The 23,445-nt window shown below is 71.9% G+C and carries 18 protein-coding genes and 1 tRNA gene; 9 read left to right on the top strand and 10 right to left on the bottom strand.

Features of this window, described 5'->3' with window-relative positions; genetic code table 11:
* Window positions 1-4 precede the first annotated feature (4 nt).
* Window positions 5-3,163: an efflux RND transporter permease subunit gene (locus ABID77_RS19070; protein WP_429599175.1), complete on the bottom strand. Its 3,159-nt coding sequence runs from the start codon at window positions 3,161-3,163 to the stop codon at window positions 5-7.
* A gap of 13 nt (window positions 3,164-3,176) precedes the next feature.
* Window positions 3,177-4,478 (bottom strand): efflux RND transporter periplasmic adaptor subunit, encoded by a 1,302-nt coding sequence (locus ABID77_RS19075; protein ID WP_429599177.1) that lies wholly within the window; start codon window positions 4,476-4,478, stop codon window positions 3,177-3,179.
* 189 nt (window positions 4,479-4,667) lie between these two features.
* On the opposite strand from ABID77_RS19075, the gene ABID77_RS19080 reads away from it, so the two are divergent.
* From ABID77_RS19080 to ABID77_RS19100, 5 genes are all read left to right on the top strand, one after another.
* A complete protein-coding gene (locus tag ABID77_RS19080) occupies window positions 4,668-5,387 on the top strand; it encodes a TetR family transcriptional regulator (RefSeq protein WP_429599180.1) in 720 nt (239 codons plus the stop codon).
* A gap of 54 nt (window positions 5,388-5,441) precedes the next feature.
* A tRNA-Arg gene (locus tag ABID77_RS19085) sits at window positions 5,442-5,516 on the top strand.
* 111 nt (window positions 5,517-5,627) lie between these two features.
* A complete protein-coding gene (locus ABID77_RS19090; RefSeq protein ID WP_429599183.1) occupies window positions 5,628-6,530 on the top strand; it encodes a YihY/virulence factor BrkB family protein in 903 nt (300 codons plus the stop codon).
* Window positions 6,531-6,724: 194 nt separating this feature from the next.
* Window positions 6,725-8,254, top strand: a complete 1,530-nt coding sequence (locus ABID77_RS19095) for a CoA-acylating methylmalonate-semialdehyde dehydrogenase (protein WP_429599186.1) — start codon at window positions 6,725-6,727, stop codon at window positions 8,252-8,254.
* An 82-nt stretch (window positions 8,255-8,336) separates the two neighbouring features.
* Window positions 8,337-9,068, top strand: coding sequence for a glutathione S-transferase (locus tag ABID77_RS19100; protein ID WP_429599190.1), 732 nt, complete (start codon window positions 8,337-8,339; stop codon window positions 9,066-9,068).
* Between the two features lie 15 nt (window positions 9,069-9,083).
* Here ABID77_RS19100 and rsmI read toward each other — a convergent pair whose 3' ends face one another.
* A complete protein-coding gene (gene rsmI, locus ABID77_RS19105) occupies window positions 9,084-10,019 on the bottom strand; it encodes a 16S rRNA (cytidine(1402)-2'-O)-methyltransferase (RefSeq protein ID WP_429599193.1) in 936 nt (311 codons plus the stop codon).
* A 53-nt stretch (window positions 10,020-10,072) separates the two neighbouring features.
* Between rsmI and ABID77_RS19110 the strand changes: the two genes are divergently transcribed.
* From ABID77_RS19110 to ABID77_RS19120, 3 genes are all read left to right on the top strand, one after another.
* The gene (locus ABID77_RS19110) at window positions 10,073-10,465 is read left to right on the top strand and encodes a YraN family protein (RefSeq protein WP_429599196.1); all 393 of its coding nucleotides are present in this window, start codon (window positions 10,073-10,075) and stop codon (window positions 10,463-10,465) included.
* 74 nt (window positions 10,466-10,539) lie between these two features.
* The gene (locus ABID77_RS19115; protein WP_429599198.1) at window positions 10,540-11,142 is read left to right on the top strand and encodes an SIS domain-containing protein; all 603 of its coding nucleotides are present in this window, start codon (window positions 10,540-10,542) and stop codon (window positions 11,140-11,142) included.
* Window positions 11,139-11,897, top strand: a complete 759-nt coding sequence (locus ABID77_RS19120) for a BON domain-containing protein (protein ID WP_429599201.1) — start codon at window positions 11,139-11,141, stop codon at window positions 11,895-11,897. The genes ABID77_RS19115 and ABID77_RS19120 overlap by 4 nt, the downstream gene beginning before the upstream one ends.
* Before the next feature lie 168 nt (window positions 11,898-12,065).
* On the opposite strand, the gene ABID77_RS19125 is transcribed toward ABID77_RS19120, so the two are convergent.
* The 4 genes from ABID77_RS19125 to ABID77_RS19140 form a co-directional block, all read right to left on the bottom strand.
* The gene (locus ABID77_RS19125; RefSeq protein WP_429599204.1) at window positions 12,066-12,989 is read right to left on the bottom strand and encodes an NAD(P)-dependent oxidoreductase; all 924 of its coding nucleotides are present in this window, start codon (window positions 12,987-12,989) and stop codon (window positions 12,066-12,068) included.
* Between the two features lie 71 nt (window positions 12,990-13,060).
* A complete protein-coding gene (locus ABID77_RS19130; RefSeq protein ID WP_429599207.1) occupies window positions 13,061-15,868 on the bottom strand; it encodes a ligase-associated DNA damage response DEXH box helicase in 2,808 nt (935 codons plus the stop codon).
* Window positions 15,865-17,625, bottom strand: a complete 1,761-nt coding sequence (locus ABID77_RS19135; protein ID WP_429599210.1) for an ATP-dependent DNA ligase — start codon at window positions 17,623-17,625, stop codon at window positions 15,865-15,867. The genes ABID77_RS19130 and ABID77_RS19135 overlap by 4 nt, the downstream gene beginning before the upstream one ends.
* A gap of 64 nt (window positions 17,626-17,689) precedes the next feature.
* Window positions 17,690-18,838 carry a ligase-associated DNA damage response exonuclease gene (locus ABID77_RS19140; RefSeq protein ID WP_429599213.1) on the bottom strand — a complete coding sequence of 383 codons (1,149 nt, stop codon included), beginning with the start codon at window positions 18,836-18,838 and terminating at the stop codon, window positions 17,690-17,692.
* A gap of 238 nt (window positions 18,839-19,076) precedes the next feature.
* Here ABID77_RS19140 and ABID77_RS19145 point away from each other — a divergent pair, with 238 nt between their 5' ends.
* The gene (locus tag ABID77_RS19145) at window positions 19,077-21,134 is read left to right on the top strand and encodes a sensor domain-containing diguanylate cyclase (protein ID WP_429599216.1); all 2,058 of its coding nucleotides are present in this window, start codon (window positions 19,077-19,079) and stop codon (window positions 21,132-21,134) included.
* 31 nt (window positions 21,135-21,165) lie between these two features.
* Here the strand turns inward: ABID77_RS19145 and ABID77_RS19150 are convergent, their stop codons facing one another.
* The 3 genes from ABID77_RS19150 to atpD form a co-directional block, all read right to left on the bottom strand.
* Window positions 21,166-21,414, bottom strand: a complete 249-nt coding sequence (locus ABID77_RS19150; protein WP_429599219.1) for a hypothetical protein — start codon at window positions 21,412-21,414, stop codon at window positions 21,166-21,168.
* A gap of 185 nt (window positions 21,415-21,599) precedes the next feature.
* Window positions 21,600-22,019 carry a F0F1 ATP synthase subunit epsilon gene (locus tag ABID77_RS19155; RefSeq protein WP_429599222.1) on the bottom strand — a complete coding sequence of 140 codons (420 nt, stop codon included), beginning with the start codon at window positions 22,017-22,019 and terminating at the stop codon, window positions 21,600-21,602.
* A complete protein-coding gene (atpD, locus tag ABID77_RS19160) occupies window positions 22,019-23,434 on the bottom strand; it encodes a F0F1 ATP synthase subunit beta (RefSeq protein ID WP_429599307.1) in 1,416 nt (471 codons plus the stop codon). Before atpD ends, ABID77_RS19155 begins: the two co-directional genes overlap by 1 nt.
* Between the last annotated feature and the right edge of the window lie 11 nt (window positions 23,435-23,445).

Below are 23,445 nucleotides of genomic sequence, written 5' to 3' on the forward strand. Positions count from 1 at the left end.
TGACTTATTTGTCATGGTTTTCCTCGATCCCGGCCGCCTCGGCATGGCGGCGGTTGACTTCCTGCTGACGCGCGCTGCCCTTGAAGAGGCCGCGCACGACGACGAAGAACACCGGCACGAAGAACACGGCCAGCACGGTGCCTGTCACCATGCCGCCGAGCACGCCGGTGCCGATGGCGCGCTGGCTGGCCGAGCCCGCGCCCGAGGCGAGCACCAGCGGCAGCACGCCCAGGCCGAAGGCCAGCGAGGTCATGATGATCGGGCGGAAGCGCAGGTGGGCCGCCTCGAGGGCCGCCTGGACGACGCCCTTGCCCTGGGCCTGCAGGTCCTTGGCGAACTCGATGATCAGGATCGCGTTCTTCGCCGAGAGGCCGATGATGGTGATCAGCCCGACCTGGAAGTACACGTCGTTGGAGTAGGAGCGCAGCATCGTCGCCAGCAGCACGCCCAGCACCCCGCAGGGCACCACCAGGATCACCGCCAGCGGGATCGACCAGCTCTCGTAGAGCGCGGCCAGGCACAGGAACACCGCCAGGATGGCGAAGCCGTACAGGATGATGGCCTGCGAGCCGGCGAGCTTCTCCTCGCGCGACTGGCCGGTCCACTCGAAGCCGAAGCCCGCGGGCAGCTGCGAGGCCAGCTTCTCCATCTCGGCCATCGCGGCGCCCGAGCTGGAGCCCGGCGCGGCCGAGCCGGAGATGCGCACCGCGCCGTAGCCGTTGTAGCGCACCGTCTGCTGCGCGCCGGTGATCCAGCGCGTCGACGCGAAGGTCGACAGCGGCACCGGCACGCCCTGCGTGTTCGTGGCGTTGAGCTTGAGCAGGTCCTGCGGCTGCATGCGCGCGGGCGCGTCGGCCTGCACCACCACTCGCTGCAGGCGACCTTGGTTGGGGAAGTCGTTGATGTAGCTCGAACCCAGCGCCGTCGACAGCGTCGTGTTGATGGCGTCGAAGGTCACGCCCAGGGCGCTGGCCTTCTCGCGGTCGATGTCGATGCGCAGCTGCGGCGCGTCCTCCAGACCGTCGGGGCGCACCTGCGCGAGCAGCGGGCTCTTGGACGCCAGCCCCAGGAGCTGGTTGCGCGCGGCGATGAGCGCCTCGTGCCCGGCGCCGGCGCGGTCCTGCAGGCGGAAGGTGAAGCCGCTGGCGTTGCCCAGCTCGGGGATCGGCGGCGGGCTCAGCGGATAGATGAAGGCGTCGCGCACGCCCGAGAGCGCGCCGAAGGCCCGGCCGGCCAGCCCCTCGGCGTTGCTGCCGGGTTCCTTGCGCTCGTCCCAGTCCTTGAGCGTGACGAAGGCGAGGCCCGCGTTCTGGCCCTGGCCGGAGAAGCTGAAGCCCAGCACGCCGACCATGCTCTGCACCTCGGGCTGCTTCAGGATGAAGCCCTCGACCTGCTGCATGACCGACAGCGTGCGCTCCTGCGTCGCGCCCGGGGGCAGCTGCACGTTGACGATGATGTTGCCCTGGTCCTCCTGCGGCAGGAAGGAGGTCGGCAGGCCGCGGAACAGCACCACCACCGCGGCGCAGATCGCCACGTAGATGATCAGCCAGCGCGCGGCGCGCTTGAGCATGCGCGAGACGAAGCTCTCGTAGCCCTTGGCGGTGCGCGTGAAGCGGCGGTTGAACCAGCCGAAGAAGCCGCGCTTCTCGTGGTGGCCCTCGTCCACCGGCTTGAGCAGCGTCGCGCACAGCGCCGGCGTGAGCGACAGCGCCAGGAAGGCCGAGAAGGCGATCGACGACACCATCACGGCGGAGAACTGGCGGTAGATGTTGCCGGTCGAGCCGGCGAAGAACGCGAGCGGCACGAACACCGAGATCAGCACCACGGTCACGCCGATGATGGCGCCCGAGATCTGCTTCATCGCCTTGCGCGTGGCGTCCAGCGGCGAGAGCTTCTCCTCGACCATGATGCGCTCGACGTTCTCCACCACCACGATGGCGTCGTCCACCACGATGCCGATCACCAGCACCATGCCGAACATGGTGAGCACGTTGATCGAGAAGCCGAGCGCCGACAGCACGGCGAAGGTGCCCAGCAGCGCGATGGGCACCACGATGGTCGGGATGACCGTGTAGCGCCAGTTCTGCAGGAACACGAACATCACGATGAACACCAGCGCCACCGCCTCGAACAGCGTCTTGACCACCTCGGTGATGGAGATCTTCACGAAGCGCGAGCTGTCGTACGGGATGTCCCACTTCACGCCCTGCGGGAAGTACTTCGCGAGGTCGGTCATCTTGGCGCGCACGGCCTGGGCCGCCTGCAGCGCGTTGCCCGAGGGCGAGAGCTGGACGCCGATGCCCACGGCCGGCTGGCCGTTCAGGCGCGCCGAGGTCGCATAGGACTGGCCGCCGAGCTCGATGCGCGCGACGTCCTTCAGGCGCACGGTGGAGCCGTCGACGTTGGCGCGCAGCACGATGTTGCCGAACTGCTCGACGCTGCTGAGCTGGCCCGTGACGACCACCGTGGCGGCGATGCTCTGGCCCGTGATGTTGGGCAGGTCGCCGATCGAGCCGGAGGAGACCTGGGCGTTCTGCGCCCGGATGGCCGCGCTGACCTCGGCCGGCGACAGGTTGTAGCCCTGCAGCTTGGTCGGGTCGATCCAGATGCGCATCGCGCTCTCGGTGCCGAAGAGCTGCGCCTGGCCGATGCCGGGCACGCGCTGGAGTTCGGGCAGCACGTTGCGCGAAGCGTAGTCGCCGAGCTTGACGGTGCTGATCGACGGGTCGTCCGAGGACAGGATCGCGAACAGCAGGAAGTTGTTGCGCGACTTGTCCACGCGCACGCCCTGCTGCGTCACCGCCGCGGGCAGGCGCGGGGTGGCGCGCGAGAGCCGGTTCTGCACGTCGACCTGGGCCAGGTCGGGGTTGGTGCCGGTCTCGAAGGTCACCGTGATGGTGCCGGTGCCGTCGGCCTGCGCGACCGACTCGACGTAGATGAGGCCGGGCGAGCCGTTCATCTCGCGCTCGATCACGGACAGCACGCTGTCCTCCAGCGTCTGGGCCGAGGCGCCGGGGTAGGCGGTGTTGATGACGATGGCGGGCGGCGCCACCGGCGGGTACTGCGCGATGGGCAGCTGCGTGATCGCCAGCCCTCCCATCACGATGATGAACAGCGCGATCACCCACGCGAAGATGGGTCGATCGATGAAGAACTTGGCCATGCGGGGGCGCTCCTTACTTGGCGGCCGACGCGGCGGGTGCGGCGGCCGTCGCCGGCGCGGGGGCCGCCGGCGCCGAGGCGGCAGCGGCGGGGGCCGCGGGCGCGGTGACCGGCTTGGTCCACGGCACGGCCTTCACCGGGCTGCCCGGGGGCATCATCTGCAGCTTCTGGAAGCCGTCGACCATCACCTGCTCGCCGGCCTTGAGGCCCTCGAGCACCACCCACTGGTTGTCCTTGGCGGTGCCGACCTTGACGTTGCGCTTGCTCAGCTTGCCGTCGGCGCCGACCACCGTGACGGTGTCGCCCTGCTGGGTGCGCGTGACCGCCTGCTGCGGCAGCGCGATGGCGTTGTCGACCTGGGCCTGCTCGATGCGCACCCGCACGTACAGGCCCGGCAGCAGTTCGCCCCTGGGGTTGGGCACCTCGGCGCGCAGGGTGACCTGGCCGGTGGTCGGATCGACCGTGAGGTCGGTGAACAGCAGCTTGCCCGGCAGGGCGTATTCGCTGCCGCCCTCGAGCACCACGCGCACGCTGGCCGCGCCGGCGCCGTCGGCGCGCTTGAGCTTGCCCTCGGCCATCGCGCGGCGCAGCGCCAATGCGTCGTTGGCCGACTGGGTGAAGTTGACGTAGAGCGGGTTGATCTGCTGGATGACCGCCAGCTGCGTGACGTCGCCCTGCCCCACCAGGGCGCCTTCGGTCACCAGCGAGCGGCCGATGCGTCCGGAGATCGGCGCCGTCACGGTGGCGTAGCCGAGGTTGATCCGCGAGGTCGCGACCGAGGCGCGGCCCACGGCCACGTCGGCCTCGGCCGCCTTCTGCGCGGCCACCGCGTTGGCGTACTCCTGCTTGCTCACCGCGTTGGCCTCGACCAGCGGCTTGTAGCGCTCGGCCAGGGCCTTGGCCTGGGCGGCGTTGGCCTCGGCGCGCGCCAGGCCGGCCTGGGCGCTCTGCGCGGCGGCGGTGTAGGGAGCGGCGTCGATGCGGTAGAGCGCCTGGCCGGCCTTGACGTCGCTGCCCTCGCGGAACAGGCGCTCCTGCAGGATGCCGGCGGCGCGGGCGCGCACCTGGGCGATGCGCGAGGCCTCCAGCCGGCCGGGCAGCTCGGTCACCAGGCCGACGTCGCCGGGCGTGGCGACCACCACGCCGACTTCGGGCGGCGGCGGCGCGGCGCCCGCCGGGGCGGCGGCGGCCTTCTCCTGGCCCTTGCCGCAACCCGCGAGGATGACGGCCGCCATCACGGCGGCGAGAACGGCGCTGCCGGCGACGCGGCGGGAAGCCGGCGAACGGCCACGAGAAGAGACATGCGATTGCGGCATGTGATTCCTTAGAAAACGACGAACTCGGAAGGCCGAAGGTGCGACACGGGGCACCGCCGGAGCGGCACGGTCGCAAAGGCCATGCAAAGGCGGCTAGTTTACATACATTCGTGAATGTATGGGGGTATATTCGGATTCTCACGAATTCATAACCGCCGTAGACACCGACACCGGCAGGAGACCCGCACAGTGGCCCGTTCCACGAAACAGGAAGCGCTCGCGACACGCAACCGGCTGCTCGACGCGGCCGAGGTGCTGTTCCAGGCGCAGGGCGTCTCGCAGACCTCGCTGCAGCAGATCGCCCAGCAGGCCGGCGCGACGCGCGGCGCCATCTACTGGCACTTCAAGGACAAGGCCGACCTCTTCAACGCCATGATGGAGCGCGTCAAGCTCCCGCTGGAGGCCGCCGGCCAGGCCGCCGTCGCCACGCCGGGCGACCCGATCGGCGAGATCGTGCATCGCCTGGTGGCGGCGCTCGACCTCATGACCTCCGACGCGCAGGTCCGGCGCGTGCTGGAGGTGGCGACTCACCAGGTCGAGTACACGTCGGAGATGGCGTCGGTGCGGCAGCGCCACCTGAGCGTGCGCAACGAGTGCATCCACGATTTCCAGAAGGCCTTCCGGCTCGCCGCGCGGCGCGAGCGCGTGCGCCTGCCGGTGCCCGCGAGCGTGGCGGCGCAGGGCCTGCACGCCCTCATCACCGGCGTGATCCAGAACTGGCTGCTCGACCCGACGGCCTTCGACCTGGTGCGCACCGGGCGGCAGGCCTTCGAGGTCTACGTGGCGGGGCTGGGCTTCCGGATCGCCGACGCGGCATCGGCCGGGACGGCGGCCGCCGGCGCGAACGCGGGCACGTCCGGGACCGCCGACGCCGCGTCCGCGGCGGCCATCGCGGCGGTCACGTCCTGAACGCGGCCGGATGGGTGATAATCGCGGGCTGCCGGCGTCCCCGGCACCCCCTCCCTCGCTGTATTTCAACGGATAGAATTCGGCCCTCCGAAGGCTGAGATCCAGGTTCGATTCCTGGCGGCGGGACCAGACACCGTTCCCGGGCAGGCCCGGAACTCCCCCCAGAACCCGCACGCCGCAAGGCATGGCGGGTTTTTTGTCGCCCCGTCCACGCCCCACACCCACCCCCCGTCGCCCGCCATGTCCACCTCCCAGCATCCGTGGGCCACCCCGTGGAAGGCCATCCGGCGCGCCGTCCTGGCCGCCCCCGTCCTGCGCGTCCTGGCGCCGGCCATCCGCAACTACGTCCTCCACCAGAGCGCCAACCAGGCCGGCAGCCTGGCGTTCTCGTCGGTGCTGGCCATGTTCCCGCTGCTGCTCCTGCTGTCGGCCGTGGCGGGCTACGTCGGCAGTCCGGGCGACGTCGCGGCGCTCGTCGCCCGGGTGCTGGCGTACGCGCCGCAGGTGGTGCGCGACGCGATGCAGCCGGTCGTCGACGAGGTGCTGGCGCGGCGCAGCCAGGCCCTGCTCACGATCGGCCTGCTGACCACGCTCTGGACCTCGTCCTCCGGCCTGCAGGCGGTGCGTTCGGCGCTCAATCGCGCCTACGGCATCGAGCGCGGCCTGCCGTTCTGGAAGGCGCGCATCAAGGTGACGCTGTTCACCGTGGTCGTCGGCGTCGGCGTGATGGCGGTCTTCGGCTCGGTCATCGTCCTGCCGCACCTGTGGCGTTTCCTGGAGGTCCACTTCGACCTGGACCGCGACGCCTTCTGGCTGCGCAACAGCGTGCGCTACGGCCTGGCGTTCACCGTGCTCTTCGCGCTCTACGCCCTGATGTACGGCTGGCTGCCCGACGTCCGCCAGCGCCTGTCGACGGTGCTGCCGGGCGCGCTGGTGGGGGCCGCGTTCTGGGTCGGCGCCGCCGCCACGCTGTCGTACACGTTGCGCACCGTCGGCAAGCTGGCCCTGCTCTACGGGAGCTTCGCGGGGGTCGTGGCGACGCTGGTCTTCCTCTACGTCAGCGCCACGACGCTGATCTTCGGCGCCGAGGTCAACGGGGTGCTGCGCGCCGGCGACGGGCGGTCGGACGCCGAGGCGCGCTGACCCGCCATGGCGAAGACATCGGCCGGTGGGCCTGGGCCGACCGGCCGCGTGCCTCGACGAGGCCGGACCGGGGAGGCGGTTTTCTCGATTGGCAGCGTCGCCGTGTCTGCCTAGACTCGTTCCTGCGCCGCCGGGCCTTCCGGTCGCCTTGCCTTCCACCGCCCCCACGCCCCCTCCATCCCTTCGCCACGCCCATGACCACCACCCCCGCCGCCATCCCCCACTTCATCGCCGGCCGCCGCGCCGACGGCGCCTCCGACCGCACGCAGGACGTGACCAACCCCGCCACCGGCGCGGTCACGGGCCGGGTGCACCTGGCAGGCGCGGCCGACGTCGACGCCGCCGTGGCCGCCGCCCAGGCCGCCTTCCCGGCCTGGGCCGACACGCCGCCGATCCGCCGCGCGCGGGTGATGTTCAGGTTCCTCGAACTGCTCAACCGCCACAAGGACGAGCTCGCCCACCTCATCACCGCCGAGCACGGCAAGGTCTTCACCGACGCCCAGGGCGAGGTCAGCCGGGGCATCGACATCGTGGAGTTCGCCTGCGGCATCCCGCAGCTGCTCAAGGGCGACTTCACCGACCAGGTCTCCACCGGCATCGACAACTGGACCCTGCGCCAGCCGCTGGGCGTGGTCGCGGGCATCACGCCGTTCAACTTCCCCGTCATGGTGCCGATGTGGATGTTCCCGGTGGCCATCGCCGCGGGCAACGCCTTCGTCCTCAAGCCCAGCCCGACCGACCCGAGCCCGTCGCTGCGCATCGCCGAACTGCTCAGGGAAGCCGGCCTGCCCGACGGCGTCTTCAGCGTCGTCCAGGGCGACAAGGTCGCCGTCGACGCCCTGCTGGAGCACCCGGACGTCAAGGCGATCAGCTTCGTCGGCTCGACGCCGATCGCCAACTACATCTACGAGACGGGCGCGCGCCACGGCAAGCGCGTGCAGGCCCTCGGCGGCGCCAAGAACCACATGGTGGTGATGCCCGACGCCGACATCGACCAGGCGGTGGACGCGCTCATCGGCGCGGGCTACGGCTCGGCCGGCGAGCGCTGCATGGCGATCTCGGTGGCGGTGCTGGTGGGCGACGCGGCCGACCGGCTGATCCCGAAGCTGGTCGAGCGCGCGAGGACGCTCAAGGTGCTCGACGGCGAGAACCTCGACGCCGAGATGGGCCCGATCGTCACGCGCGCGGCGCACGAGCGCATCACCGGCTACATCGCGCTGGGCGAGCAGGAGGGCGCGCAGCTGCTGGTCGACGGCCGGGGCTTCGACGGCGCGACGGCGGGCAAGGCCAACGGCACCGACACCGCCGGCGGCTTCTGGATGGGCGGCACGCTGTTCGACCACGTCACGCCGGAGATGCGCATCTACAAGGAGGAGATCTTCGGCCCGGTGCTCGGCTGCGTGCGGGTGCCGGACCTGGCGGCGGCGGTCGACCTGATCAACGCGCACGAGTTCGGCAACGGCGTGAGCTGCTTCACGCGCGACGGCCACGTGGCGCGCGAGTTCGGCCGGCGCGTCGAGGTCGGCATGGTGGGCATCAACGTGCCGATCCCGGTGCCCATGGCCTGGCACGGCTTCGGCGGCTGGAAGCGCTCGCTGTTCGGCGACATGCACGCCTACGGCGAGGAGGGCGTGCGCTTCTACACCAAGCAGAAGTCGATCATGCAGCGCTGGCCCGAGAGCATCGGCAAGGGCGCCGAGTTCGTCATGCCGACCGCGAAGTGAGGCGGCGGGTCGCGGCCCGACCGATGGCCGCCGGAGCGGCCCGGCGGGGCTCCCATCCACATCGATCATCGAGGACTTCCGCATGACGACCTACCAGCTCCACTACTGGCCCACGATCCAGGGCCGCGGCGAGTTCGTCCGCCTCGCGCTGGAGGCGGCCGGCGCCGACTACGTCGACGTCGCGCGCCAGCCACCGGACCGGGGCGGCGGCGAGGCGGCGCTCGGCCAGCGATTGCACGACGCGCGCGACCCGCGCCCGCCCTTCGCGCCGCCGTTCCTGGTCGACGGCGACCTCGTCGTCGGCCAGACGGCGGCGATCCTGCTGCACCTCGGCGCGCGCCTGGGCCTGGCGGGCGCCGGCGAGGCCGACGCGCTGTGGACGCACCAGCTCCAGCTGACCGTCGCCGACGCCGTCGCCGAGGCGCACGACACGCACCACCCGATTTCCGTCGGCCTCGCCTACGAGGACCAGCGCGAGCCGGCCCTGCGGCGCGCCGAGGCGTTCCGCGACGAGCGCATCCCGAAGTTCCTCGGCTGGTTCGAGACGGTGCTGCGACGCAACCCGGCCGGCGACACGCACCTGGTGGGCGACGCGCTCACCTATGCCGACCTGTCGCTGTTCCAGCTGGTCGCCGGCCTGCGCCATGCCTTTCCCAAGGCCACGGCCCGCGCCCTGACCGACACGCCGGCGGTGGTCCGGCTGCACGCCGACGTCGCGCGCCGCCAGCGCATCCACGACTACCTCCACAGCCCCCGCCGCATCGCCTTCAACGAGGAGGGCATCTTCCGCCACTACCCCGAGCTCGACGCCTGAGGGCGCCGGGCGGGCTCAGGCGTTCCGGATGGCGAGGGCGGCGTCGTAGAGCGCGTTGCGCGAGGCGCCGGTGATCTCGGCGGCCAGGCGCACGGCGCCCTTCACCGGCAGTCCCTCGGCCAGCAGCAGGCGCAGCACGCGGTCGGACTCGGCGCCGTCGTCGCCGGCCGCGGCGACCGGATGCAGCGCCAAGGCGAACTCGCCGCGCGTGCGGTCGCGCCCGGCGGCGAACCACTCGGACAGCGCGCGAGCCTCGACGGTGGCGATCTCCTCGAACTGCTTGGTGAGCTCGCGCCCGACGGTCACGCGGCGCCCGCCCAGCACCGCCAGGGCGCGCGCCAGGGCCTCGATGCGGTGCGGCGCCTCCAGCAGCACCACGCTGCGCGGCTCCGCCGCCAGGGCCTGCACGGCGATGTCGCGCTCGCCGGCCTTGCTCGGCAGGAAGCCGGCGAAGACGAAGGCGCTGCCCTCGTCGCCCGGCGCGGCCACCAGCCCGGCCGCGCCCAGCAGCGTGGTGACGCTGCTCGCGCCCGGCAGGGGCAGCACGCGGTGGCCGGCCTCGCGCACCGCCGCCACCAGCCGCGCGCCGGGGTCGCTCACGCCGGGCGTGCCGGCGTCGCTCACGTAGGCCACGCGCTGGCCCTGCGCGAGCCGCGCGACCACCGCCTGCGCCGCCTCGGCCTCGTTGTGCTGGTGCACCGCCATCAGCTGCGCGCCGGGGCGGTCGATGCCGTAGGCGCGCAGCAGGCCCTGCGTGTGGCGCGTGTCCTCGCAGGCGACGACGTCGGCCAGCTGCAGCACGTGCAGGGCGCGCAGGGTGATGTCGGCCAGATTGCCGATGGGCGTGGCGACGACGTAGAGGGTGGCCTGCGGATAATGCTGCGCGCCCGCGGCATCGCGCGCGGCCGACAGGGCGGCGCCGAAAGCGGCCGGGGCGAGGGAATTGGACAAGCGGGTTCTCCAGTGCGACGGACACACAGACCAAGGGACGGGACGGGGCGACGGTGACGACGACGACCATCACCACCAGGACGACCAAGCAGCGCGGCGACGCGGCCGAGGACGCGGCGCTGGCGCACCTGGAGGCGGCCGGCCTGCGGCTGGTGACGCGCAATTATCGGACGCCCGGTCGCGGCGGCGGCGAGATCGACCTGATCGTGAGCGACCCGCGCGATCCGCGCGAGTCCACGCTGGTCTTCGTCGAGGTGCGCCAGCGCGCGAGCGACACGCACGGCGGCGCCGGCGGCAGCATCACCCACGGCAAGCGGCGGCGCATCGTGTTCGCCGCCCGCCACTACCTGTCGGGCCTGCGCGCGCCGCCGCCGTGCCGCTTCGACGTCGTGCTGGTCGAGGCCGGCGGCATCGAATGGCTCCAGGGCGCCTTCGACGCCGGCTGAGACGCGGTGGGCGGGGCGCCGAAGCCCTTGCGGCGCGCTGGCGCCGGAAGCCGGGGCCGTATCATCGCCAGCCCATGCTCGAGCAACGAATCCAGCAGCACTTCATCGACAGTGCCGACCTCAAGTACCAGGCCGGCCCGGCGCTGAGCAAACCGATCTCCCAGGCCATGCAGGCGCTGCTGGCCTGCGTGACCAGCGGCGGCAAGATCCTGGCCTGCGGCGCCGGCGTCTCCGGCCTGCTGGCGCAGCAGTTCGCGGCGCAGTTCGTCGGCCGCTTCGAGCGCGAGCGCCCCGGCCTCGCCGCGCTGGCGCTCGCGGGCGGCGACGCCAGCGATCCGGCCGCCGACACGCCCGAGGCCACCGACGCCGGCCACTTCGCGCGCCAGGTGCACGCCCTCGGCCAGGCCGGCGACGTGCTGCTGGCGCTGAGCGCGAGCGGCCAGTCGGCCGGCGTGCTCGCCGCCATCGAGGCCGCCCATGCGCGCGAGATGACCGTCGTCGCGCTGCTGGGCGCCAGCGGCGGGGCCGCCGGCCGCGCGCTGCGCGAGACCGACGTCCAGGTCCGCGTGCCGCACGAGCGCGCCGCCCGCATCCATGAAGTCCACCTCGTCGCGCTGCACTGCCTGTGCGACGGCGTGGACACCCAGCTACTCGGAGAACAGGAAGCCTTCACATGACGACCCCCACCCATCCCCTCGCCGTCCTGCGCCGCTTCGCGCTGGCCCTCACCGCGGGCGCCGCGCTGGCGGCCTCGCTCACGGCCTGCGTGCCGCTGGTGGTCGGCGGCGCGGCCGCCGGCGCCGGCCTGGTCGCGACCGACCGCCGTACCTCGGGCGCGCAGCTCGACGACCAGGGCATCGAGCTGCGCGGCGCCGCCCGCATCCGCGACATCGCCAACGACCAGATGTACGTCAGCATCACCAGCTTCAACCGCCAGGTGCTGCTGACCGGCACGGTGGGCGCCGAGGCCGACCGCCGGCGCGTCGAGGAGATCGCGCGCGGCCTGGACAACGTGCGTGGCGTCGTCAACGAGACCGTGGTCGGCCCGGCCAGCGGCTTCCAGCAGCGCTCCAACGACACCTTCATCACCGGCAAGGTGAAAGCCTCGCTGCTCGACGCCAAGGACATCTTCGCCACCTCGTTCAAAGTGGTGACCGAGCGCAACGTGGTCTACCTGATGGGCCTGGCGACGCGCCGCGAGACCGACCGCGCCACCGACATCACGCGCGGCGTGGCCGGCGTCGACAAGGTCGTGCGCGTGGTCGAGATCCTCAGCGAGGCCGAACTCGCCAGCCAGACCCGCCAGGGCGGCACCGGCCCCTCCCCCAACACCGTCAACAGCGTCGCCCCCGCCGCCCGCTCCAGCGTCCCCCTGCCCCCCATGGAGCCCCTGCCCGCCGCCGGCGGCGCGACCGTCACCCCGGTCAGATAAGGCACGGCCAAGGCCAGGGACACCGCGGAACCGGCTCCGCCGGGCCGCCGGTGTCGCCCCCTGGAAGGGGGTTGGCGCTGCTACGCGAAGCGAGCAAGCCTGGGGGTGAGCCCATTCCTCCCCTGGAAGGGGGTGGGCGCTGCTACGCGCAGCGAGCAAGCCTGGGGGTCAGCCCAGTCTCTTGATCAGGCTCGACGTATCCCACCGCGCCCCGCCGGCCTGCTGCACGTCGGCGTAGAACTGGTCGACCAGCGCCGTCACCGGCAGCCGGGCGCCGTTGCGCTTGGCCTCGTCGAGCACCAGTCCCAGGTCCTTGCGCATCCAATCGACCGCGAAGCCGAAGTCGAACTTGCCTTCGACCATCGTCTTGCCGCGGTTCTCCATCTGCCAGCTCTGCGCCGCGCCCTTGGAGATGACGCCCAGCACGGCGTTCATGTCCAGCCCGGCGCGCTGGCCGAAGGCGATCGCCTCGCTCAGGCCCTGCACCAAGCCGGCGATGCAGATCTGGTTGACCATCTTCGCCAGCTGGCCCGACCCGCTCTCGCCCAGCAGCGTGATGGCGCGCGAGAACGCGGCGGCCACCGGCCGGATCGACTCGAAGGTGGCCGCGTCGCCGCCGCACATCACGGTCAGGGCGCCGTTCTGCGCGCCGGCCTGGCCGCCGGAGACCGGGGCGTCGATGAACTGCAGGCCGCGCGCCAGCGCCAGCGCCGACAGCTCGCGCGCCACGTCGGCCGAGGCGGTCGTGTGGTCGACGAACACGGCGCCGGCCGCCATGCCGGCGAAGGCGCCGTCGTCGCCCAGCACCACCGAGCGCAGGTCGTCGTCGTTGCCGACGCAGCAGAAGACGATCTCGGCGCCGGCGGCGGCCTCGCGCGGCGTCGCGGCATGGGCCAGGGTGCCATCGCCGCCGTCGGCGGCGAATTCGGCCGTCCAGGCTGCCGACTTGGCCGGCGAGCGGTTGTAGACCGTGACGTGGTGGCCGGCCTTGGCCAGGTGGCCGGCCATCGGATAGCCCATCACGCCGAGGCCGAGGAAGGCCACCTTGCGGGAGGGAACGGAGTCGTAGGTGCGGGGGTTGATGCTGCTCATGGCGGGCAGCTTAAACGACGCGTCCGGCGCGCTGTGTGTCGATCTGCTGCGCGGCGCGGCGGGGCCGGGGCTCACAGCGGCGGCAGCGGCCGCGAGGGCCTGCGCTCGCGGCGACGCGACCTGCCGCCGCGCGCCTCGCGGGCCGCCGCCGCGGCGCCGGGCGTGCCGGGAGCGGGCGCCGGCTCGTCGCCAACGCCGTCCGAAGACGCCGCCGGCCGCCGGTCGTCGCCGCCCTCCTGCCCGAACGCCAGGCCGGCCTTCACGCGGTCCGCGCGGCCCACGGCGTCCAGCGCGATGGGCGAGTCCATCACCGCGCGCGACCCCGCGTCGCCCACGCCGGCCTCGCCGCCGCCCGCATCGCCGCCGGCGGCCAGCTCCAGCTGCTCGACCATGCGCGCGATGCGGTCGGCCACGCTCTCGCTGGAGAGCTGCTCGCGGTAGCGCTCGATCATCAGCGGGAAGGCGAAGGGCGTCGGCCGTGCCAGGGCGTGGAGCGACAGCGTCTGCGCGTTCATGCGCGCCAAGCTGGCGCGCAGGCGGCCGATCTCCAGTTCCTGCGCCAGCAGCTCCTGCTCGGCCTGCAGCAGCAGCCGGTTCTGGGGGTCGTACTTGCGGAACACCTCCCAGAACAGCGACGACGAGGCCTGCAGCTGCTTGTTGCTGCGCTTCTCGCCGGGATAACCCTGGAAGATCAGGCCGGAGACGCGCGCGATCTCGCGGAAGCGCCGCCGCGCCAGCTCGCCCGCGTTCAGGCTCTCCAGCACCTCGTGCAGCAGGGCTTGGCGCTCGCCGGCCTCGACGTCGGGTTGCGCGAGGGCCTGCCGGGCGAGGTCGTCGTGGCCGGCGTGCAGCATGCGCGGCAGCATGTCGGCCCAATCGACCTCGGTCGCGCTCAGCAGCTCGAAGCCGTAGTCGTTGACCGCGATGGAGAAGGTGCGCGGCGCGTGCTGGGCGACGCGCCAAGCCAGCAGGCTGGCCAGCCCCAGGTGGACGTGGCGGCCGGCGAACGGATAGAGGAACAGGTGCCAGCCCTCGCGCGTCTTCAGCGTCTCGGCCAGCAGCGTGCGCGGCGTGGGCAGGGCCGACCAGCGCTGCTGCACGTCGAGCAGCGGGCGCACGCAGCGCAGCTCGGGCGTGTCGTAGCGGCCGGCCTCGGCATCGGCGAGCTGGTCGAGCACGGCGGCGGCCAGGGTCACCGACAGCGGCACGCGCGTGCCGGCCCAGCGCGGCACGGCGTGGCGCCGGCCGGTCGCGCGCTTCACCCAGGCCGTCATCTCGCGGATGCGCACCAGCTCCAGCAACCGGCCGCCGAAGAGGAAGCACTCGCCCGGCTTCATGCGCGCGACGAAGCCCTCGTCGACATGGCCCACGCGCGCGCCGCCGACGTACTGCACGCTCATGCTGGACTCGCTGACGATGGTGCCGATGTTGATGCGATGCCGCCGCGCGAGGCGCGCGTCGGGTACGCGCCAGACGCCGTGCTCGTCGGGCACCGCGCGCCGGTAGTCCGGGTAGGCCTCCAGCGAGCGCCCGCCCTGGCGCACGAAGTCCAGGCACCATTCCCAACTGTCGCGGGAGAGGTGGACGAAGGCGGCGGTGCCGCGCACCTCGTCGTAGAGATCGTCGGCGACGAAACCGCCGCCCAGCGCCACCGTGACCAGGTGCTGCACCAGCACGTCGAGCGGCTGGTCGGGCGTGGCGCGCGACTCGATGTGGCCGGCCGCCACGGCCACCCGCGCCGCCGCGCCCTCGACGATCTCCAGGCTGTGCGTGGGCACCAGCGTGATGCGCGACGGCCGCCCCGGCGCGTGACCCGAGCGCCCGGCGCGCTGCAGCAGCCGCGCCACGCCCTTGGGCGAGCCGATCTGCAGCACGCGCTCCACCGGCAGGAAGTCCACGCCCAGGTCGAGGCTGGAGGTGCAGACCACCGCGCGCAGCTCGCCGCTCTTCAGGCCCGCTTCGACCCACTCGCGCACCGCGCGGTCGAGCGAGCCGTGGTGCAGGGCGATGACGCCGGCCCACTCCGGCCGCGCCTCCAGCAGGGCGCGATACCAGATCTCCGACTGGGCGCGCGTGTTGGCGAAGACCAGCGTGGTGGCGCTCGACTCGATCTCGCGCACCACCTGCGGCAGCATCGCCATGCCGAGGTGGCCGCCCCACGGAAAGCGCTCGGTGTAGGCGGGCAGCAGCGAATCGACCACCAGGTCCTTCTTCACCTGGCCCTGGACCATCGTGCCGCCGTCGTGGCCCAGCAGGGTGCGCATGCCCTCGGCCAGGTTGCCCAGCGTGGCCGACATGCCCCAGACGCACAGCGCCGGGTTCCAGCGCTTGAGGCGCGCGATGGCCAGCTGCACCTGCACGCCGCGCTTGTTGCCCATGAGCTCGTGCCACTCGTCGACCACCACCATCCGCACCGTGCCCAGCACCTCGGCCGCGTCGGCGCGCGAGAGCAGCACCGACAGGCTCTCGGGCGTGGTGACCAGCACGGTGGGCAGCTGGCGGTTCTGCGCGCTGCGCTCGGCCGCGGCGGTGTCGCCGCTGCGCGCGCCCGAGGTCCAGTCGGGCGCCAGGGTCTCCAGCGGCTGGCGCAGGGCGCGCAGCGTGTCGGCGGCGAGCGCGCGCATCGGCGTGATCCACAGCACCGTGAGCGGCGGCGCGACCAGCTTCGCGTTGGCGCGCGCGCTCGACGGCGTCGCCTTCAGCGGAAAGGCCCGCAGCGCGCCCAGCCAGACGGCGTAGGTCTTGCCCGATCCGGTGGTGGCGTGCAGCAGGCCGGACTCCCCATCGGCGATGGCCTTCCAGACCTCCTTCTGGAACCTGAAGGGCTTCCAGCCGCGGTCGGCGAACCAGCCGGCGAGGTCGGCCAGCGTCAGCTTCATGGCGAGGCCGGCAGCAAGGCCGCCAGCGTCTCCAGCGAATCGGCCTCCTCCACCGGCTTGTCCTCGCGCCAGCGCAGCATGCGCGGGAAGCGCACGGCGATGCCGCTCTTGTGGCGCGCGCTGCGGGCGATGCCCTCGAAGCCGAGTTCGAAGACCAGGGTCGGCCTGACGCTGCGCACCGGGCCGAAGCTCTCGATGGTGGTCTTGCGCACGACGGCGTCGACGCGGCCCATCTCGGCGTCGGTGAGGCCGGAATACGCCTTGGCGAAGGGCACCAGCTTGCGCTCGGCGGCCCCGGGCGGGCCGTCCCAGACGGCGAAGGTGTAGTCGCTGTAGAGGCTGGCGCGGCGGCCGTGGCCGCGCTGGGCGTAGATCAGCACGGCGTCGATCGACAGCGGGTCGATCTTCCACTTCCACCAGGTGCCGACGTCCTTGGTGCGGCCGACGCCGTAGTGGGCGTCGCGCTGCTTGAGCATCATCCCTTCGACGCCCATCGAGCGCGCGGCCTCGCGCTGGCGGGCCAGGTCGGCCCAGTCGGTGCCGGTGAGCATCGGACTCTCCAGCAGGCTCGGATGGCGCAGGTCGAGGATCAGCCGGTCGAGCAGCGCGCGGCGCGCGTGCTGCGGCGTCGTGCGCAGGTCGCGACCCTCCCACTCCAGCAGGTCGTAGCCCAGCAGCACGACCGGGATCTCGCGCAGCAGCTTCGGCCCCAGGGTCTTGCGCCCGAGCCGGCGCTGCAGCTCGGCGAAGGGCTGCACGCGGCCCTCGCCGATGCCTTCCTTCATCTCCTCGTTGAATTCCGAGCGGGCCTCGTCGAGCGCCGATGCGTCCTCGTCGGGAGCGCCGTCGGCCACCGGGGCGTCGCCCCGCCAGACGACGATCTCGCCGTCGATCACCGTGCCCTCGGGCAGGGCCTCGCCCATGGCCGCGAGTTCGGGAAAGCGGTCGGTCACCAGTTCCTCGCCGCGCGACCACACCGACACGACCCCGGCGCGGCGCACGACCTGCGCGCGGATGCCGTCCCACTTCCACTCGATGAGCCAGTCGGCGGGCGGGCCCAGCACGGCGTCGAACTGCTCGACCGGCAGCGCGAACGGATGCGCCAGGAAGAACGGATAGGGCTGGCCGCTGGTCTTGCGGTCGAGCTCGCCCTCGCTCTCCGGCGCGATCAGCAGGGCGTAGTCGGCCGCCGTGGGCTGCCCGGCGATGTGCGTGTAGCCCATGAGCCGCTGCGCCACGCGCTTGGCGTCGACCTCGCCGACGGCCGCCAGCGCCTGCGTCACCTGCAGACGCGAGACGCCGACGCGGAAGCTGCCGGTCATGAGCTTGAAGTACACCAGACGCTCGTCGGCGGCGAGCTGGCGCCACTGGGCGCGCAGCACGTCGGGCAGCGTCTCCGGCGCGGTCTTGCCGAGCGCGCGCAGCGGCAGCAGGTGCCGCTCGATCCAGACGGCCAAGCCGAGCTCGTGCCCCTCGGTGGGCGGCGGCAGCAGCAGCGCGAGCGTCTCGGCCAGGTCGCCGACGGCGTCGTAGCTCTCGTCGAACAGCCATTCGGGCAGGCCGGCGGCCTCCTGCGCCAATGCGCGCAGCAGCTTGGTGGGCACCAGCTGGCGCGGCTTGCCGCCGGCGAGGAAGTACACCGCCCAGGCGGCGTCGGCCGGCGCGGCGGCGCGCAGGTAGGCACGCAGGGCGGACTGCTTGGCGAGGTTGGACGTCGTCGAATCCAGCTCGCGGTACAGCGCGGCGAAGGCCTTCATGGCGTGGCTCCACAGGACGTGCGCCGCCGAGACCGGCACCGATCGCAAGGCGCTGCGAGGGCCCTCATGACATTGCTCCTCCCCCTTCCGGGGGGAGGCCAAGAGGGGGGTCGACGGCCTCCTCGCCGGACGCCGCTGGTCCCCTCCCCTGCCCTCCCCCGGAAGGGGAGGGAGCCACGTCCGCCACGTCGTCGTCGCCGTACTCGGTCCTGAAGCCCTGCGCCTCCAGCCCGTTCTCCTGCAGCCAGCGCACCAGGATCGCCACGCTGCCGTGGGTGACGAAGATGCGCTCGGCGCCGGTGCCGGCGATGGCCTTCTGCAGGCCGGGCCAGTCGGCGTGGTCGGACATCACGAAGCCGCGGTCGACGCCACGCCGCCGGCGCGTGCCGCGCAACTGCATCCAGCCGCTGGCGAAGGCGTCGACGTAGTTGCCGAAGCGCTTCATCCACGGCGTGCCCTGCGCGGACGGCGGCGCCAGCACCAGGGCGCGTCGGAGCATCTGGGCGTCGACGCCGGGGTCGCTCACCCGGAAGGTCGGCGGCAGCGCCACGCCGGCGGCGCGGTAGACGGCGTTGAGCGGCTCAACCGCGCCGTGGACCACGATCGGCCCGATGGAGGCGTCGACGCCGTGCAGGATGCGCTGCGCCTTGCCGAAGGCATAGCACAGCAGCACCGAGGCGCGGCCCTCGTCGGCGTTGCGCCGCCACCAGGCGTCGATGTCGGCGATCAATTCGGCCTGGGTCGGCCAGCGGTAGATCGGCAGGCCGAAGGTGGATTCGGTGATGAAGGTGTCGCAGCGCACCGGCTCGAAGGGCGCGCAGGTGCCGTCGGCATCGGTCTTGTAGTCGCCCGAGGCGACCCACACGCGCCCGCCGTGCTCGAGCCGCACCTGCGCCGAGCCCAGCACGTGGCCGGCCGGGTGCAGCGAGACGCGCACGCCGTTCTGCTCGATGGCCTCGCCATAGGCCAGGGTCTGCAGGTCGATGCCCGCGCCCAGGCGCGTGCGCAGGGTGCCTTCGCTGTCGGTGTGGGCCAGGTAGTGGGTGTGGCCGGTGCGCGCGTGGTCCGAGTGCGCGTGGGTGATGACGGCGCGCTCCACCGGTCGCCAGGGATCGATGTAGAAGTCGCCGGGCGGGCAGTACAGACCCTCCGGGCGGGCGACGACGAGGTCGCCGGGGCGCGACGCGGTGGAGACGGGAGGCGCTTCGGTCATGACCGAGCATCCTAGGTGGCGCCGACGTGCGCCATGCCCGATGCGTGGTCGCGAACCACTGTGGGCTCCGGCCTACGGCGCCGGCGGGCACTTTGTCGTTTAAACGAAGAATCGCTTCAGAATACGGCTTCCGCGCTCCGTCCACGTCGCAAGACATCCGCTCGCTGCCGATGCATCCGAGCCTCCCTCCGGGCCTTCGATGAACCCCCAGGATTCACCGCTTCCATCACGGCCCACGATGTCGCAACGGCTGCGCGACGCCCTCGGCTCGCTCAAGCTGCGCATCACGCTCGGCGGCCTCGCGGCCCTGGTCCTGGGCATCACCCTCACGTCGCTGCTGCTGGTGAACCGGGCCGAGCGCGCCACGCTCGCGACCGAGCGCGAGCACGAGCTGGCCGAGTCGGTGCGCACGGCGGCGCTGCTGTCGCGCCGCGTGGTCGAACTCCAGCGGGCGCTGGCGTCCCTGACGCCGCGGCTCGACGTCGCCACCCTGGCGGACACGTCGGCGCTGATCCGGTTCGCCGAAGGGCAGCCCTTCCTGCGCAGTCTTTTTCCCATGCTGTCGGTCGCCGACCGTCAGGGCCGGATCCTGCTGTACGCCGACGAGAAGGGCATCGGTCCCTTGGACGCGAACGTGTCCGATCGCGAATACTTCCGGCGCACCCTGACCGAGCAGCGGCCGCAGATGTCCGAGGCGGTGCGCAACCGGTTCAGCGGCGAGCCGGTGGTCGTCTTCACGCAGCCGGTGATCGAGGACGGCCGCGTGCGCGCCGTGCTGGGCGGCATCCTTCGCCTGGCCGACCGCGACCTGCTCGACGGCCTGGTGCAGGACCGGGGCGACGACGCCACGTCGGTCATGCTGATCGTGACCGACGCCCGTGGCCTGGTGCTGGCGCATCCCGATCGCTCCCGCGTCATGGGCCACATCGCGCAGGAACCCCGGCTGGCCAGCGCCTTCGCCACCTGGCAGGCGATCGGCTCGCCGATCGAGCCGCAGGGCCTGGTGGTCGCGCAGCCCGGCGAGCTGGTCAGCGTCAGCGGCGTGCCCGGGCCCGACTGGCTGGTCTGGCGGGTGCGCAGCGAGGCCGTCCTGCTCGCGCCGCTGCGCGACGCGCGCCAGGCCGCATTGCGCGCCGCGGCCGGCCTGGTCGCGCTGTTCTCCATCGGTCTGCTGCTGCTGCTGGGCTGGCTGCTGCGGCCGCTGAGCCAGTTGCAGCACCGCGCGCTGCACCTGTTCGACGGCACGATGGCACCCCAGGACGGCTGGCCCGTGGCCGGCGGCGAGATCGGCAGCCTGGGTTGCGTGCTGCAGCGCGTGGGCACCGAGCGCGCCCGGCTGGAATTGCGCAACGCCGAGGTGCTGGGCCAGTTGCGTTCGGTCATGAGCGCGGCGCCCGCGGGCATCGCCATCGTGCGCGAGGGACGCTTCGAACTGGTGGGTGCGGCCTTTCGCCGGCTGCTCGGCTTCGACGGCACTCCGTCGGCGGACGCGCCCGGCGATCCGCTGCTGGGACGGCCCGTCCAGCACCTCTTTCCGTCGCCGGTCGACCATCCGCACTTCGCCGCCCTCGAACTGCAGGCCTTCGTCGAGCGTCGCGCCTACATGGGCGAGTGGCGACTGCGGCGCGGCGACGGCACCTGCTTCTGGGCGCGGGTCCACAGCAAGCCGGTCGACCCCGACGACCTCTCGCGCGGCGCGATCTGGATCGTCGACGACATCGAGGAGGCGCGAGCCGCGCACGAGCGCCTGAAGTGGACGGCGACGCACGATCCGCTCACCGGCCTGGCCAACCGCAGCGTCTTCGTGCAGCGCGCCGACGAACTGGTCGCGACCCTGCCCGACGCCCGTCCCGCGGCCATCGTGTTCATCGACCTCGACCATTTCAAGCCGGTCAACGATCGCGCCGGCCATGGGGCCGGGGACCTCATGCTGCTGGCCGTGGCCAAGGCCATGACGTCGCGCGTGCGCGCCAGCGACCTGGTGGCGCGCATGGGCGGCGACGAATTCGCGCTGCTCCTCGAAGGGTGCAGCCACGACACCGCCTTGCGCATCGCGCGCAACGTCCGCGACGGCATCCTCCAGATCGAGATGCCCTGGGACCAGGGCACACTCACCGTCGGCGCCAGCCTGGGCGTCGCGAGCCTGACGCCGCAGACCCACGACACGGCGCAGTGGCTCGAGGCGGCCGATGCCGCCTGTTACGCGGCCAAGAACGGCGGTCGCGGCGCCGTGCATTCGGCGGCCACCGGCCGCGAATCGCGCACCGGCTCGGTCACCGATCCCGACCGGGTCTGAAGGCGGTCCGCAGCGCCGCCTTCGCGCCGGATCAGCCGGCGTCCTTCAAGGCCTTCTTGGCCTTGTCGGCCGAACTCTGCGAGCGGTTCTTGTGATAGCCGGACTTGACGTTGTTGACCGCCTTGCCGACCGGCCCGCTCTTCTTGGCTTCGCTGTCGGCGCGCTTCTCGTCGATCTTGTGCTTGGCCGCGTCGGTGGCTTCGGAGGCCGCCTTGCCGATCTGGGCACTGGCGGTCACGACGGCGAGCGAGGCGACGAGCGCCATCAGGATCTTGTGCATGCGGTCTTCCTTCCTGTCGATGGGATTGAATGGAAAACCATGGTGGCAGCACCAGGCCGGGTGCATCGTCAGCCGTCGCCGCGTGACGCGCTCGCCGTCCGTGTCGCCAAGAAAAAACCGCCCGAAGGCGGTTCTTTCACGAGCTGTCGATGCGGCGGGCGGACGGATCCGTCGACCGCTGCCGATCACTTCTTCTGGCGGAACTTGCGCAGCGCCGCCAGCTGGGCGGCCATCACGGCCAGCTCGGACTGGGCCATCGCGATGTCGATGTCGTTCTTGGCGTTCTTCAGGGCTTCCTCGGCGGCCGCCTTGGCCTTGCTCGCCTTCTCGTCGTCGAGGTCCTTGCCGCGGATGGCGGTGTCGGACAGCACGGTGACGGTGTTGGGCTGCACCTCCAGGATGCCGCCGGCCACGAAGACGAATTCCTCGCCGCCGTCGGCCATCTCGATGCGCACGGCACCGGGACGGATGCGCGTGATGAGCGGCGTGTGGCGCGGGTAGATGCCCAGTTCGCCGGCTTCGCCGGGCAGCGCAACGAATTTGGCCTCGCCGGAGAAGATTGACTCCTCGGCACTGACCACGTCGACGTGAATGGTGTTGGCCATCAGGCGACCTTCTTGGCCTTCTCGAAGGCTTCGTCGATGGTGCCGACCATGTAGAACGCCTGCTCGGGCAGGTGGTCGGCTTCGCCGTTGACGATCATCTTGAAGCCGCGGATGGTCTCGGCCAGCGGCACGTACTTGCCGGGCGAACCGGTGAAAACCTCGGCGACGTGGAACGGCTGCGACAGGAAGCGCTGGATCTTGCGGGCGCGGGCCACGGCGAGCTTGTCGTCGGGCGCCAGTTCGTCCATGCCCAGGATGGCGATGATGTCGCGCAGTTCCTTGTAGCGCTGCAGCGTGTTCTGCACCGAGCGGGCCACGTTGTAGTGCTCCTCGCCGACCACGTTCGGGTCGAGCTGGCGCGAGGTCGAGTCTAGCGGGTCCACGGCGGGGTAGATGCCCAGCGAGGCGATGTCGCGCGACAGCACCACGGTCGAGTCCAGGTGGGCGAAGGTCGTGGCGGGCGACGGGTCGGTCAGGTCGTCCGCCGGGACGTACACGGCCTGGATCGAGGTGATCGAGCCGACCTTGGTCGACGTGATGCGCTCCTGCAGGCGGCCCATCTCCTCGGCCAGCGTGGGCTGGTAACCCACGGCGGAAGGCATGCGACCCAGCAGTGCGGACACTTCGGTGCCGGCGAGCGTGTAGCGGTAGATGTTGTCGACGAAGAACAGCACGTCGCGGCCTTCGTCGCGGAACGACTCGGCGATGGTCAGGCCGGTCAGGGCCACGCGCAGGCGGTTGCCCGGGGGCTCGTTCATCTGGCCGTAGACCATGGCGACCTTCGAGTCCTCGAGCTTCTCGAGGTTCACGACGCCGGAGTCGGCCATCTCGTGATAGAAGTCGTTGCCTTCGCGGGTCCGTTCGCCCACGCCAGCGAACACCGACAGACCCGAGTGGGCCTTGGCGATGTTGTTGATGAGTTCCATCATGTTCACGGTCTTGCCCACGCCGGCGCCGCCGAACAGGCCCACCTTGCCGCCCTTGGCGAACGGGCACACCAGGTCGATCACCTTGATGCCGGTCTCCAGCAGGTCGGTCGACGGCGAGAGTTCGTCGTAGGCCGGTGCCTTGCGGTGGATCGACGCGGTGAGCTCCTGGCCGACGGGACCGCGCTCGTCGATGGGCGCGCCCAGCACGTCCATGATGCGGCCGAGCGTCGCCTTGCCCACGGGCACGGTGATCGGCGCCTGGGTGTTGGTGACCATCAGGCCGCGGCGCAGGCCGTCGGACGAGCCCAGCGCGATGGTGCGCACGACGCCGTCGCCGAGCTGCTGCTGCACCTCGAGCGTCAGCGCGCTGCCTTCGAACTTCAAGGCGTCATAGATCTTGGGCATGTGGTCGCGCGGGAATTCCACGTCGACCACGGCACCGATGCATTGAACGATCCTGCCTTGCACTGCATTGTCTTGAGCCATCATCTGCTCCA

This window comes from Variovorax sp. PvP013 (assembly GCF_050435945.1).
Lineage (GTDB): Bacteria > Pseudomonadota > Gammaproteobacteria > Burkholderiales > Burkholderiaceae_C > Variovorax.

Excerpts from the sequence above, each read along its gene's own strand:
- ABID77_RS19100 (WP_429599190.1), top strand. The coding sequence starts at position 8,337 with ATGACGACCTACCAGCTCCACTACTGGCCCACGATCCAGGGCCGCGGC.
- ABID77_RS19075 (WP_429599177.1), bottom strand. The coding sequence starts at position 4,478 with ATGCCGCAATCGCATGTCTCTTCTCGTGGCCGTTCGCCGGCTTCCCGC.
- ABID77_RS19115 (WP_429599198.1), top strand. The coding sequence starts at position 10,540 with ATGCTCGAGCAACGAATCCAGCAGCACTTCATCGACAGTGCCGACCTC.
- atpD (WP_429599307.1), bottom strand. The coding sequence starts at position 23,434 with ATGGCTCAAGACAATGCAGTGCAAGGCAGGATCGTTCAATGCATCGGT.
- ABID77_RS19145 (WP_429599216.1), top strand. The coding sequence starts at position 19,077 with ATGTCGCAACGGCTGCGCGACGCCCTCGGCTCGCTCAAGCTGCGCATC.
- ABID77_RS19125 (WP_429599204.1), bottom strand. The coding sequence starts at position 12,989 with ATGAGCAGCATCAACCCCCGCACCTACGACTCCGTTCCCTCCCGCAAG.
- ABID77_RS19150 (WP_429599219.1), bottom strand. The coding sequence starts at position 21,414 with ATGCACAAGATCCTGATGGCGCTCGTCGCCTCGCTCGCCGTCGTGACC.
- ABID77_RS19130 (WP_429599207.1), bottom strand. The coding sequence starts at position 15,868 with ATGAAGCTGACGCTGGCCGACCTCGCCGGCTGGTTCGCCGACCGCGGC.
- ABID77_RS19070 (WP_429599175.1), bottom strand. The coding sequence starts at position 3,163 with ATGGCCAAGTTCTTCATCGATCGACCCATCTTCGCGTGGGTGATCGCG.
- ABID77_RS19095 (WP_429599186.1), top strand. The coding sequence starts at position 6,725 with ATGACCACCACCCCCGCCGCCATCCCCCACTTCATCGCCGGCCGCCGC.
- ABID77_RS19140 (WP_429599213.1), bottom strand. The coding sequence starts at position 18,838 with ATGACCGAAGCGCCTCCCGTCTCCACCGCGTCGCGCCCCGGCGACCTC.
- ABID77_RS19120 (WP_429599201.1), top strand. The coding sequence starts at position 11,139 with ATGACGACCCCCACCCATCCCCTCGCCGTCCTGCGCCGCTTCGCGCTG.
- ABID77_RS19135 (WP_429599210.1), bottom strand. The coding sequence starts at position 17,625 with ATGAAGGCCTTCGCCGCGCTGTACCGCGAGCTGGATTCGACGACGTCC.
- ABID77_RS19090 (WP_429599183.1), top strand. The coding sequence starts at position 5,628 with ATGTCCACCTCCCAGCATCCGTGGGCCACCCCGTGGAAGGCCATCCGG.
- ABID77_RS19155 (WP_429599222.1), bottom strand. The coding sequence starts at position 22,019 with ATGGCCAACACCATTCACGTCGACGTGGTCAGTGCCGAGGAGTCAATC.